This window comes from Corynebacterium endometrii (assembly GCF_004795735.1).
Lineage (GTDB): Bacteria > Actinomycetota > Actinomycetes > Mycobacteriales > Mycobacteriaceae > Corynebacterium > Corynebacterium endometrii.
This window is the reverse complement of record NZ_CP039247.1, coordinates 516,533-529,580: the sequence shown is the minus strand read 5'-3', so window position 1 is coordinate 529,580 and position 13,048 is coordinate 516,533. Positions and strand designations below refer to the sequence as shown.

The following is a 13,048-nucleotide window of genomic DNA, read 5'->3' as shown; positions in this document are numbered from 1 at the left end:
GTGGGGCGCTCAAACGCACGTCCGGGGATCGGTTGGTAAGGAAGCTGACCCTAGCGGCACCGATGTGTCGCGGGTCACATCTTAAGCAGGGGTGGTTTTATCGCCTTTGGATGACGTGGCGGACGCGGGATGGGTATCCTAGTAAGTTGAACATTTTCCACTTAAAGAGGAGAGACATGGCAAAGATTATCTGGACCCGTACTGACGAAGCGCCGTTGCTGGCTACCTACTCCTTCAAGCCGGTTGTTGAGGCATTCGCTTCCACCGCAGGTATTGAGGTTGAGACCGCCGACATTTCCCTGGCGGGCCGCATCCTGGCGCAGTTCCCAGACCGCCTGACCGATGAGCAGAAGGTCCCTGACGCTCTGACCCAGCTGGGCGAGCTAGCCAAGACCCCTGAGGCAAACATCATCAAGCTGCCAAACATCTCTGCGTCCCTGGTTCAGCTGAAGAAGGCCATCGCTGAGCTGCAGGCCGCCGGTTACGACATTCCTAATTATGAGGACGCGCCTGAAAAGTACGCGGTTGTTACCGGTTCCGCCGTTAACCCGGTCCTGCGTGAGGGCAACTCTGACCGCCGCGCACCTGAGGCGGTTAAGAACTTCGTGAAGAAGAACCCGCACCGCATGGGCGAGTGGACCAAGGATTCCAAGACCAACGTTGCAACGATGGATGCAAACGACTTCCGCCACAATGAGAAGTCCGTCATCATCGAAAAGGATGACACGCTGCAGATTAAGCACGTTGCCGCCGACGGCACCGAGACCGTGCTCCTGGACAAGCTTCCGGTAATCAAGGATGAGGTCATTGACGGCACCTTCATGTCCGCCAAGGCCCTAGACGCATTCCTGGCCGAGCAGGTAAAGCGCGCCAAGGAAGAGGGCGTTCTCTTCTCCGCTCACCTGAAGGCCACCATGATGAAGGTCTCCGACCCAATTCTGTTCGGCCACGTTGTCCGCGCGTTCTTCGCCGACGTTTATGACAAGTACGGCTCCGAGCTGCTCGAGGCCGGCCTCAACGGCGAGAACGGCCTCGGCGCCATCTACGCCGGTCTGGAGGATCTGGACAACGGCGCTGAGATTAAGGCCGCGTTCGACCAGGCGCTGGCGGACGGCCCAGACCTGGCCATGGTGAACTCCGATAAGGGCATCACCAACCTGCACGTTCCTTCCGACGTGATCATCGACGCTTCCATGCCAGCCATGATCCGCGGCGGCGGCATCATGTGGAACGCCGAGGGCAAGGAGCAGGAGACCCTCGCCGTTATCCCTGATTCCTCCTACGCGGGTGTCTACCAGGCGGTCATCGATGACTGCCGCGAGAACGGCGCTTACGACCCAGCCACCATGGGTACCGTTCCTAACGTCGGCCTGATGGCCCAGAAGGCCGAGGAGTACGGCTCCCACAACAAGACCTTCAAGGTCCCGGCCGCCGGCAAGGTGCAGGTAGTTAACACCGCCGGCGACGTGCTCATCGAGCATGACGTCGAAGAGGGCGATATCTGGCGCGCTTGCCAGACCAAGGACGCCCCAATCCAGGACTGGGTCAAGCTCGCCGTCACCCGTTCCCGCATCTCCGGCATGCCAGCTATCTTCTGGCTGGACCCAGAGCGCGGCCACGATGCACAGCTCATCAAGCTGGTCGAGAAGTACCTGGGAGACCACGACACTGAGGGCCTGGATATCACCATCGCATCCCCAGTCGAGGCAACCAAGCGCTCCATCGAGCGCATCCGCCGCGGTGAGGACACCATCTCCGTGACCGGTAACGTCCTGCGTGACTACAACACGGACCTGTTCCCGATCCTCGAGCTGGGCACCTCTGCAAAGATGCTCTCCGTTGTACCTTTGATGGCAGGCGGCGGCCTCTTCGAGACCGGTGCGGGCGGCTCCGCTCCTAAGCACGTTCAGCAGGTCGAGGAAGAAAACCACCTGCGCTGGGATTCCCTGGGCGAGTTCCTGGCCCTGGCCGAGTCCTTCCGCCACGAGCTGCACACCAACGGCAACGAGAAGGCCGGCGTTCTGGCAGCTACCCTCGACAAGGCGACCGAGCGCCTGCTGGCCGAGGGCAAGTCCCCGTCCCGCAAGGTTGGCGAGATCGACAACCGCGGTTCCCACTTCTACCTAACCACCTTCTGGGCCGAAGAGCTGGCTAACCAGTCTGAGGACTCCGAGCTGGCGGAGGCCTTCAAGGCCGTTGCGGGCGAGCTGTCCGCGGCATCCGAGGAGATCAACAAGGACCTCATCGACAACCAGGGTTCCCCTGCGGACCTGGGCGGCTACTACTCCCCAGACGAGGAGAAGGCCAACGCCGTTATGCGTCCTTCCGCTAAGTTCAACGAGATCCTGGCTTCCTTGAAGTAAGCCCTGAAGTAAGCCTTCGAGCTAGAGCGCTACAAGGCGCGCCCGGTGCTTGGTCGATTCACGTCGACCATCCGCCAGGCGCGCCTTTCGCCGTTCGGGGCCGTCTTGTCCAGCGCCGGCATGTGAATCTACGCAAATGACTGGATGCACCCGACCTACACCAACGTCCCGAGCCGGAAAAGGCGGCTTTTCGGGGCCGAATTATTCGGTGTAGGTCGGGTGCATCCAGTCATTTGGGGGCTAAGCCGCCGGCGGGAATCGACCGCGGGCCGCCGCTGGCCACCTTTAGCCGGAGTTGCGCAGGGCGGTCGCCAGGCCGTTCATCGTGACCTGGATGGTTTTGGAGACCAGGAAGGAATCATCGCCGGCGCGGTATCGGCGCAGAAGTTCCAGCTGCACGGCGTTGAGCGGCAGCAGGTACGGGTAGCGGCGCTTTAAGGAGCGGGCCTGGCGCGGGTTCTCCCCCGTCAGATCCTCGTTGCCGGTAATACGGAGGTAGACGGAACGGGTCAGTTCATACTCGGAGGCGATCATCGAGTAGATGCGATCGGCGATGGCCTTGTCATCCACTAGGTCCGCGTATAGCCGGGCGAGTTTTATCTCGGCCTTCGCCATGACCTGCGCCATGTTGGACAAGACGGAGCGGAAGAACGGCCAGGTGCGGTAGAGCTCGGCCAATTCCTCCCATCGCTTATCGTCCTCGCCGGCCCAGGTGGTCACGGCGGTTCCCACGCCGAACCAGCCGGGGATATTGGTGCGCGACTGGGACCAGGACAGCACCCACGGGATGGCGCGCAGATCCGAGATGGCGGTGGTCTGCTTGCGCGCCGCCGGGCGGGAGCCCAGATTCAGGTCCCCGATCTCGTGAAGCGGAGTGGACTGGGTGAAATACTCGATGAACCCCGGATCCCCAATGAGTTCCTTGTACTTGTGGCCGGCCAGGTCGGCTATCTCGCGCATGACGGAGTAGGCTCGCTCCGGCTCGGCGATTCCCTCGGTATCTAGGAGGGATGCCTCCAGTGCGCCGGCCACAAAGGCCTCCAGATGCCGGCGGGCGGTGACCGGGCTGCCGTATTTTGCGGAGATTACCTCGCCTTGCTCGGTGATGCGGACCGAGCCCTGTACCGCGCCCTTCGGTTGGGCCAGGATGGCGTCATAGGTTGGGCCGCCGCCGCGGCCAACCGCACCGCCGCGGCCGTGGGCCAGGCGCAGCTCCACGCCGTGCTTCTTGCACAGTTCAACTAGTTCCAACTCGGCGTCATACAGCGCCCAGTTGGAGGACAGGTAGCCGCCGTCCTTGTTTGAATCGGAGTAGCCCAGCATGACTTCCTGCACGTCTCCCCGCTTGCGCAGGTAGTCACGGTAGAAGGGCACGGACCACAGCTGCTCCAGGATCGGGGCGGCGGACTTCAAGTCATCGATGGTCTCAAACAGCGGTACCACGTTAACCCCTTCTAGGCCCACCTCCTTGAGGAGCACCATCGGCTCTAGGATGTCGGAAACGGCACCTGTCATGGCGATGATGCAGGAAGACACGGACTTGGGGCCGAACTTCTTGACCGCTTGGGACGCGGTGGCAAAGATGCCCAGCTCCTTCTCCGTGTCCTCGCTCAGCCCGCTCGCGCCCGGGAATAGCAGGGGGCGCGGCTGCTGGAGCTCGCGCACGAGGAGATCGACCTTGGCGGGCTCGGACAGCGAGGCGTAGTCCTCGGACAAACCGGCCAACGCGAAGAGCTCGGTGAGAACCGCGCAGAAGGAATCGGAATTCTGGCGCAGGTCAATGGTGTAGAGATGGAAGCCAAAGGTGGTTACCGCGGAACGCAGGCGGGCCAGGCGATCATCGGCAATCACGTCATCGTTGAACTGGCGCAGGGAGCGGTCCACGATTTCGAGCTCCGCCAAAAGCTCCGCTGGCGTGGCGTAAGGCTCAAAGTCACCCTGGCCCATGGTGGCGCGGACGCGGCCCCGGACGCCGTGGAGCGCCCGGCGGTAGGGCTCATCCACGCGGGAAGGCACGTCATTGCGCCCCTTATCCGCCAGCTCCATCAGCTCCTTGGAGCAAGAGGAATAGCGGTCAGACAGGCTGATTTCGCGCTCGAGCTTGCCCACCTGCGCCTCGTAGTAACGCAGCACCGTCTCCGACGCCTTGGACGTGGCGTACTCCAGCGTGGACGCGTTAACGAACGGGTTACCGTCATGATCGCCGCCCACCCAGGACCCCATCTGAACCATGGACAGATCAGGAAGCTGCAGGCCAAAGGCCTCCTTCATGCCGTCCTTGATGGCGCGGTTGAGCGCGGGGACCTGCTTTAAGAGGGAGAGCTTGAAGTAGCGCAGGCCCACATCCACCTCGTCTTCGATGGTGGGACGGGAAATGCGGATGAGCGCGGTCTGCCACAGCAGGGTCATGCGCAGGTGGATTTCGCGGTCAATCTCGGCCCGCTCCTCCTCCGAGGCCCACTTGCGCTGCTTGAGCAGGGCCTTGATGCGGGTCTGCACGTCGAAGACGGTGCGGCGGCGCGTCTCGGTCGGGTGGGCGGTCAGGACGGGAACCACGGTCCCCTCGCGGACCACCGTGGCGGCTTCGGCGGGGCTGATATCCGAATTCTTGAGCTTTTCCAGCGTCTTGGCCAGCGAGGCCGGAGCGGGCACGGACTCATCATCTAGATCCTCGGCGATGTTCGCTAGCAGCGCGAAATAGGAAAAGGAGCGCGCCACCAGGTTTGCCTTGGTGATGTCCATATCCCGGAAGATGGCCAACAGGTCAGACGCCTGCGCCTCCCCGCGGGCCACGCTAAAGGCCATGCGGCGGGTGGATTCCACCAGCTGGTAGATTTCCTCGCCTTCCTGCTGCGCGATGACGCGGCCCAAAACTCGGCCGAGTAGGCGGATATCTTCCCGGACGTGATCAGTCACGGCGACCCTTTCGATAAATCTTATCTGTGCTGTGCAGATTAAGTTACACGCGTGGGCAGGGCTTAGCAGGCTTTATATAGGACTTTTCCGCCCGCCGGTCACCGCTTCCCATTTTTGGGTATTTTGAGGGAATGACTATAAACCCCTTGCTTGTCCCATCCCCGCTCCCCTACCAGCTCCCGCCCTTCGCGGAGATCAAGGCGGAGCATTTCCTCCCCGCATTCGAGGAGGCTTTTGCCCGCCACGATGCGGAGATTTCCCGGATAGTAGAAAACGCCGAGGCCCCGACCTGGGAAAACACCGTAGAGGCGCTGGAGGCCTCCGGCCAGGATTTGGACCGGGCGGCTTCCATTTTCTCCAACCTGTCCGGCACGGATGCGAGTGCGGAGCTGGACGCGATTGCAGAGAAGTTCTACCCCCAGTACGCCGCGCACGCGGACGCCATTTATCAAAACTCCGCTCTGTATGAGCGCCTCCAGGCCGTGACCCCGCCGGAGGATGAGGAGTCCCAGCGCCTGCATAGCCACCTGCTGCGCATGTTCGTGCGCAAGGGTGCCGCGCTGGAGGAATCAGATAAGGCCCGCCTGTCCGAAATTAATCAGCGTTTGTCCGCACTTAGTGAGCAGTTCGGCCGCAACCTGTTGGCCGATACCCGCGCCCGCGCGGTGCATTTTTCCGACGCCGCCCAGCTCGCCGGCCTCCCCCAGTCCCGCATCGATGCGGCCGCCGCCTACGCAGAGCAGGTGGGCAGGGATGGCTACGTCATCCCGCTGGAGCTGCCCACCAACCAATCCGAGCAGGCGCGTTTGGCCCTGCCGGAATCCCGCGCCGCGCTGTTCGAGGCGTCCAACCTTCGCGGTTCCGAGGTCAACGCCGCCGGGTTGGTCGAGGCGGTGCGGTTGCGCGCCGAGCGCGCCCAGCTCTTAGGCTTTGAAACGCACGCGGATTACGTCATCGCGGAGGAGACCGCCGGTGAAGCGGCGGCGGCGAAGAAGATGCTCTTCGACCTGGCCCCGGCCGCGGCCACGAATGCCGCCGGCGAACACAAGCTGCTCGCCGAGGAAGCCGGTCTCCACGATCAGGGCTTCGCCCCGGCGGATTGGCCCTACTGGGAATCAAAGGTCCGCGCCCGCGATTTCTCCCTTGACGAGGAGGAGCTTCGCAAGTACTTCCCGCTAGACCGGGTGCTTACGGACGGCGTATTCGAGGCGGCAAGGCGCCTGTACGGGATCACCGTGGAGCCCCGTGACGATTTGCAGGGGTACGCGGAGGGCGTGCGCGTCTGGGAGGTCTTCGGCGAAGGCGAGGACGGCAAGAAGGAGGGCATCGGCCTGCTCCTGACCGATTACTTCGCTCGCCCGTCGAAGCGCGGCGGCGCCTGGATGTCTTCCTTCCGCGACCAGTCCCGGCTGCTGGAATCCAAGCCGGTCATCGTCAACGTCATGGGAATTACCAAGCCGGCGGACGGTTCCACGCCACTGCTGAGCATCGATGAGCTGCACACGGTCTTCCACGAGTTTGGCCACGCTCTGCACGGCCTCCTCTCGGACGTGCGCTACCCCACTTTCTCCGGCACCAACGTTCCGCGCGACTGGGTGGAATTCCCCTCCCAGATCAATGAGAATTGGGCGCTGGATCCCTCCCTGGTCAAAAACTATGCCTTCCATGTAGAAACCGGTGAGCCCATCCCGGATGACCTGCTCGCCGCGGTGGACAAGGCGAAAGCCTTTGGCCAGGGTTTTGCCACGGTGGAATACCTCGCGGCGTCCATCATCGACCTGGCGTGGCACTCGCTGACCCCGGAGCAGGCCAAAGAGCTGGAAGCCACCCCGGAGGCCATCGACGCGTTCGAGGCAGAGGCGCTGGCCGCCGCCGGCCTCGGCGAGCGGGCGCCGGAGGGCGCCGGCAGCATTCGCCCGCGCTACCGGTCTACCTACTTCAACCACATCTTCGCCGGCGGATACTCCGCGGGCTACTACTCCTACCTGTGGGCCGAGGTGCTCGACGCCGACGGATTCGAATGGTTCCGCGAACGCGGGGCCGCCGGTTCTGCCTCGAGTCCAGAGGCCACCCGCGCCGCCGGGCAGAAGTTCCGCGACCTAATCCTTTCCCGGGGAGCCGCCCGCGACTTTAAGGGCGCATACAGCGAGTTGCGCGGCCGCGACAAGGACCTGGCCCCGCTCCTCAAGCGCCGCGGCCTATCCGGCGCCTAGCTTCCCGCGCTTAACCCCCGCGCGTGGAAGCCGGGGGTTATGCCTGGAGATCGAAGCCCAGGTCCAGCACCGGTGACGAATGCGTGAGCGCGCCCACGGCGATATAGTCCACGCCGGTGGCCGCATACTCGGCGGCGCGCTCAAGGGTGATGCCGCCGGAGGCTTCGGTGGCAACTCCCGCGGGCTGGGTAAAGGCCAGCGCCTCGCGGATAGTGGCCGGGGACATGTTATCCAGCAGGATGAGCGTGGCGCCCGCGTCCACCGCCTCCCGAACCTGGTCCACGGTGTCACACTCCACTTCCAGCGGAGTCTCCGGTGCGTAGGCCCGAACGGCATCGATGGCCGCGGTGATCGAGCCGGCCGCGGCCACGTGATTGTCTTTAATCAGCGCGGCATCGCCCAAGCCCATGCGGTGGTTTACCCCGCCGCCGCAGCGCACGGCATACTTTTGTAATTCGCGCAGGCCGGGGATGGTCTTGCGGGTATCGCGCACGCGGGTGCCGGTGCCCTCGAGAGCCTCCACCCAGCGCGCGGTATGCGTGGCCACGCCGGACAGCTGCGACACCAGGTTGAGCATGGTGCGCTCCGCCGTGAGCAGGGTCTGCACCGGCCCCTCAACTGTAAGCACCGGGGTCCCGGCGCCGACGCGGTTCCCGTCCCCGGCGTGCACGGTAATCTGCACGTCGACGCCGGTGTCGTCGGCAAGGATCCGCGGGACGGCCGCGGCGATCGGCACGCCCGCCAGCGTGCCAGCCTCACGCGCCACGATGGACGCGGTGCCGTGTTGGTCGGCGGGGATGGTGGCTAACGTGGTGACGTCGGGCCCGTAGGCGAGGTCTTCTGCCAGCGTCGCACGGATGAGTTCGGTGGCTTCGGGCACGCGCATTACTCGCCTCCGCCCGGGTAGACGTTGAAAATAATGGCATCCGCCGGGTAGTGGACCCCGGTAACACTAGCCGCCGCGGCGGTCCCGTCCATGGTCATGTCTCTCCTTTTCACGGGTTTTGCGACTCATAGCCGTAAAACGGCCCGAGCCTAACACGCCAGGCCCCTCAGCGGAAGGTTTGCATTCACGAGCTTTCCCTGCCCATTGTGCCGCATAGGAGGGGCGCCACGGACGGATTCTTCTAAAAGATCGGGGTGCACGGCCCCCGCATCCGGCCCGAGCGGACCCCTTTGTCTATTTTCATTCATCGCTTTTGCATAGCCCACGCTGCATCAATGCATGGCGCGGTCACATTCCCTTAACAGTCTGTACCGCTTGGTCTAGCCTTGGTCAGCATGGCTACCAAATATGACAATTCCCCAGAAACCGCCGCCAACTGGTCCTTCGAGACCCGGGCACTCCACGTAGGGCAGAACCTGGACGGTTCTACCAACGCGCGCAACGTGCCCATCTACCAGACCACGTCCTACGTCTTTGACTCCGCGGCGCACGCGGCGGCCCGCTTCGACCTGTCCGATCAGGGCCCCGTCTACACCCGCATGAACAACCCAACCCAGGATGCGCTTGAGGCTCGCCTCGCCTCCCTGGAGGGTGGCGTGGCAGCCGTGGCTTTCGCCTCCGGTCAGGCCGCAGAGACCGCAGCCATCCTGAACCTGGCTTCCGCCGGCGACCACATTGTGGTCTCCCCTCGCCTCTACGGCGGCACCACCACCCTGTTTACCGTCACCCTCAAGCGCCTAGGCATCGAGGTCACCCTGGTGGAGAACCCGGATGACCCGGAGTCCTGGCAGGCGGCCGTCCAGCCAAACACCAAGGCCTTCTACGGCGAGACGTTCGGCAACCCGGTTGCCGATGTTCTGGATATCCCGGCCGTGGCCGAGGTGGCGCACAAGAACCAGGTGCCACTGATCATTGATAACACCATCGCGACCGCCGCCATCGCGCAGCCGCTGAAACTGGGCGCTGACATTGTGGTGGCCTCAACCACCAAGTTCTACTCCGGCAACGGTTCCGCGCTCGGCGGCGTGATCGTAGACGGTGGCACCTTCGACTGGACCGTTGAGCGCGACGGTAAGCCGGTCTTCCCGTATTTCGTCACCCCGGACGAGGCATACCACGGCCTGAAGTATGCGGATCTTGGTCCAGAGGCGTTCGCGCTTAAGGCCCGCGTTGGCCTGTTGCGTGACACTGGCGCGGCCATCGCCCCACTCAATGCGTGGATCACGCTCGCCGGCCTGGAAACCCTGGCCCTGCGGGTTGAGCGCCACAATGACAACGCACAGAAGGTTGCGGAGTTCCTCGAGTCCCATGACAAGGTCGAAAAGGTCAACTACGCCGGCCTGGATTCCTCCCCGTACAAGGCGGTCAAGGAGAAGCTCGGTTACGCCACCACAGGCTCCGTCCTCTCCTTCGACATCAAGGGCGGCAAGGATGAGGCATGGGCATTCATCGACGCGCTGAAGTTGCATTCCAACCTGGCCAACATCGGTGACACCCGCTCCCTGGCCGTTCACCCCGCCACCACCACGCACTCCCAGTCCGATGAAGAGGGCCTGCGCGTAGCCGGAATTACCCAGGCAACCATCCGCCTGTCCGTAGGCATCGAGAATGTGGATGACATCATCGCAGACCTCGAGCAGGGTTTCGCAGCGGTATAGGCCATGTGGGCACCAGAGGCAGAATTGACGGTGGTCCCCATCGGGGATTTCACCACGGAGGCCGGCGCCACCATTCCGGACGCGTTTATCGCCTATCAGCGTTGGGGCACCGGGGATGAGATTGTCCTGGTTGAGCACGCCCTGACCGGCGATTCCAACGTCGCCGACTGGTGGGGTGAGGCCCTGGGCCCGGGCAAGGCGCTGGACCCGGAGCGCTACACCGTGGTGTGCACCAATGTCATCGGCGGCTGCAAGGGTTCGGTTGGCCCCGCCTCCCCCGCGCCCGACGCCTCCCCCTACGGTTCCCGCTTCCCCGCCATTTCCATCCGCGACCAGGTCCACGCTGAAAAGCAATTCCTGGACGCGCTGGGGGTGGATAAGGTCCACGCGATCATCGGCGGCTCCATGGGCGGCGCGCGCACCCTGGAATGGTGCCTGCTCTACCCGGAATTCCTCGACGCCGCCTGCGTCATTGCCGTCTCCGCCCGCGCATCCGCGTGGCAGATTGGCATTCAGTCCGCGCAAATCTCCGCGATCGAGCGCGACCCCGCGTGGCACGGCGGCGATTACTACACCACGGGTCAATCCCCCAAGCAGGGCCTGGCCGCCGCCCGCCGCATTGCGCACCTGACCTACCGGGGCGAGCTCGAGGTGGACGAGCGTTTTGGCACCTCCGCCCAGCCTGGCGAGAACCCGCTGGGTGCCTACCGCAGCTCGGACCAGCGCTTTGCCGTTGATTCATACCTCGACCACCAGGGCGACAAATTGGTCCAGCGTTTCGACGCCGGCTCCTACGTCACCCTGACCGATTCCCTCAATCGCCATGACGTGGGCCGCGGGCGCGGCGGGCTGAATAAGGCTTTGGCCTCTATCGCTGTCCCCACCATGATCGTTGGCGTGGACACGGACATCCTTTACCCCTACCACCAGCAGGAACACCTCTCACGCAACGTGGGAAACCTGCTGGGAATCGCCAAGATCACCTCCCCGTGCGGGCATGACGCCTTCCTAACGGAAACCCGCCAGATGGACCGCATCATCCGCAGCTTCCTGGCCATGGCCGCCAGCCCCGGCGGCGCGGAGTATTCCATCTAGCCCACGCCCGGCGCCGGTGCGGGTGAGTTTCGGGTGCGGTCCGGTTTTGTTCCGGGTGCGGAACGGGGCTTGAGCGCAACAATCCCGTTCGATCAGCGAGGCCGAGGGCGGTTTCCACCCCGGATCGAACGGGATTGTTGCATTACTCCCCGCCGCCAGCCTTGCATGGCCTATGAGCCCAGCGAGTCGACCGAGGCGGACATCCAGATGATCGTCAATCCCAAAACCGCGCAGAAGCCCACATCAAAACGCCTGGAGCGCACGGCCAGCACCCCCACGCGGTGGGAATCACACAACAGACGCACCACGGCCAGCCACGCCATCGCCACCCCCAGGGCAAACGTGGCGCGGCGCCAGTGCTCCAGCACGGAATACACTCCAGAGGCGAGCACCAGCGCACCCACGATGCCAATCATGACCCACTGCACCCACCCCGGCAGGCGGGACGGTTCGAGCCCAATGTCGTGGGGATTTCCCAGAAGCGGCTCGGTGGCAGCGGCTGGGTTACTGCTGCTTTGCTGCATGCTCGGCGCGCTCGACGATGTTGTAAACCAAAAACGCCCGGGTCAGTGGGCCCACGCCGCCTGGGTTTGGGGATACGGCGCCGGCGACCTCCCAGACATCGGGATGCACGTCACCGGCCAGTTTGCCGTCCTTGCGGGAGACTCCCACGTCAAGCACCGCCGCGCCCGGCTTTACCATGTCCGCGGTGAGCATGTGGGCAACCCCGGCGGCGGCGATGATGACGTCCGCGGCCTTGGTTTCCGCCGCCAGATCCTTAGTGCCCGTATGGCATAGGGTGACGGTGGAATTCTCCGAGCGGCGGGTGAGCATCAGGCCAATCGGGCGGCCAACGGTGACGCCACGGCCAATCACCACAACCTTGGCACCATCCAGCTCCACGCCGAAGCGGCGCAGCAGCGAAATGCATCCGTTAGGGGTACACGGGAGCGGCGCTTTTTCGTTGAGCACCAGCTTGCCCAGGTTGACCGGGTGCAGGCCGTCCGCGTCCTTATCCGGATCGATAAGCTCCAGAATGCGGTTTTCATTCAGGTGCTTTGGCAGCGGCAACTGCACAATATATCCGGTGCATGCGTCATCGTGATTCAACTCATCGATGACCTTCTCCAGCTCCTCCTGGGTGATATCACCAGGCAAATCCTTGCGGATGGATTTGATGCCCAGCTCCTCACAGTCGCGATGCTTCATTTTCACATACGAGTGAGAGCCTGGGTCATCGCCCACCAGCACGGTGGCCAGTCCTGGGGTAATCCCCTGCTCTTTGAGCGCAGCGACGCGCTTTTTGAGGTCCTCGAAAATCTCGCCGCGGAAAAGTTTGCCGTCCAGTTTGGTTGCAGTCATGCCGCCCATTCTAGACTCTAAGCATGAGCAATCTGCATATTGTGTTCGATAATCCCGTCATCCCCACCAACACCGGCAACGCCATCCGCACCGCCGCGTGCACGGGAGCCACGCTTCATCTGATTGAACCGCTGGGATTTAATTTCGAGGACAAGCACCTCAAGCGTGCGGGGCTGGATTACCACGACCTGGCCGACATGCAGATTCACAAGGACTTTGATGCCTGCATGGACGCCCTTCCCGGCGCGCGCGTCTTTGCCTTTACCACCCAGGCCACGGATTTCTTTACCGACGTGGAATACCAGGAGGGCGACGTGTTGCTTTTCGGTACGGAGCCTACGGGCCTGCCGGAAGAACACCGCAACCATCCGCGCGTGACCAAGCATGTCCGCATCCCGATGACCCCGGCGCGCCGGTCCATGAACCTTTCTAACTGCGCGTCCATCGCCGTCTACGAGGCGTGGCGCCAGCTTGGTTTTAAAGGCGGGGTGTAGC

Annotated in this window: 9 protein-coding genes; 5 read left to right on the top strand and 4 right to left on the bottom strand. The window is 63.5% G+C overall.

Annotated features, from left to right (window positions below; genetic code table 11):
• The first annotated feature begins 176 nt into the window (after positions 1-176).
• A complete protein-coding gene (locus tag CENDO_RS02395; RefSeq protein ID WP_136140613.1) occupies positions 177-2,363 on the top strand; it encodes an NADP-dependent isocitrate dehydrogenase in 2,187 nt (728 codons plus the stop codon).
• 285 nt (positions 2,364-2,648) lie between these two features.
• On the opposite strand, the gene ppc is transcribed toward CENDO_RS02395, so the two are convergent.
• Positions 2,649-5,279: a phosphoenolpyruvate carboxylase gene (gene ppc / locus CENDO_RS02390; RefSeq protein WP_136140612.1), complete on the bottom strand. Its 2,631-nt coding sequence runs from the start codon at positions 5,277-5,279 to the stop codon at positions 2,649-2,651.
• A 131-nt stretch (positions 5,280-5,410) separates the two neighbouring features.
• Here ppc and CENDO_RS02385 point away from each other — a divergent pair, with 131 nt between their 5' ends.
• Complete coding sequence (locus tag CENDO_RS02385; RefSeq protein WP_136140611.1) at positions 5,411-7,492, top strand: M3 family metallopeptidase; 2,082 nt, start codon at positions 5,411-5,413, stop codon at positions 7,490-7,492.
• A gap of 37 nt (positions 7,493-7,529) precedes the next feature.
• Here the strand turns inward: CENDO_RS02385 and nadC are convergent, their stop codons facing one another.
• On the bottom strand, positions 7,530-8,378 hold the full coding sequence (nadC, locus tag CENDO_RS02380; protein ID WP_136140610.1) for a carboxylating nicotinate-nucleotide diphosphorylase: 849 nt from the start codon (positions 8,376-8,378) through the stop codon (positions 7,530-7,532).
• 395 nt (positions 8,379-8,773) lie between these two features.
• Here nadC and CENDO_RS02375 point away from each other — a divergent pair, with 395 nt between their 5' ends.
• Both CENDO_RS02375 and metX read left to right on the top strand, forming a co-directional pair.
• Positions 8,774-10,096: an O-acetylhomoserine/O-acetylserine sulfhydrylase gene (locus CENDO_RS02375; RefSeq protein WP_136140609.1), complete on the top strand. Its 1,323-nt coding sequence runs from the start codon at positions 8,774-8,776 to the stop codon at positions 10,094-10,096.
• A 3-nt stretch (positions 10,097-10,099) separates the two neighbouring features.
• On the top strand, positions 10,100-11,191 hold the full coding sequence (gene metX / locus CENDO_RS02370; RefSeq protein WP_136140608.1) for a homoserine O-acetyltransferase MetX: 1,092 nt from the start codon (positions 10,100-10,102) through the stop codon (positions 11,189-11,191).
• A 170-nt stretch (positions 11,192-11,361) separates the two neighbouring features.
• Here the strand turns inward: metX and CENDO_RS02365 are convergent, their stop codons facing one another.
• Both CENDO_RS02365 and CENDO_RS02360 read right to left on the bottom strand, forming a co-directional pair.
• Positions 11,362-11,715 (bottom strand): DUF3017 domain-containing protein, encoded by a 354-nt coding sequence (locus CENDO_RS02365; RefSeq protein ID WP_136140607.1) that lies wholly within the window; start codon positions 11,713-11,715, stop codon positions 11,362-11,364.
• Positions 11,696-12,553, bottom strand: coding sequence for a bifunctional methylenetetrahydrofolate dehydrogenase/methenyltetrahydrofolate cyclohydrolase (locus tag CENDO_RS02360; RefSeq protein WP_136140606.1), 858 nt, complete (start codon positions 12,551-12,553; stop codon positions 11,696-11,698). Before CENDO_RS02360 ends, CENDO_RS02365 begins: the two co-directional genes overlap by 20 nt.
• A 23-nt stretch (positions 12,554-12,576) precedes the next feature.
• Here CENDO_RS02360 and CENDO_RS02355 point away from each other — a divergent pair, with 23 nt between their 5' ends.
• The gene (locus tag CENDO_RS02355; protein WP_136140605.1) at positions 12,577-13,047 is read left to right on the top strand and encodes a tRNA (cytidine(34)-2'-O)-methyltransferase; all 471 of its coding nucleotides are present in this window, start codon (positions 12,577-12,579) and stop codon (positions 13,045-13,047) included.
• Position 13,048 lies beyond the last annotated feature (1 nt).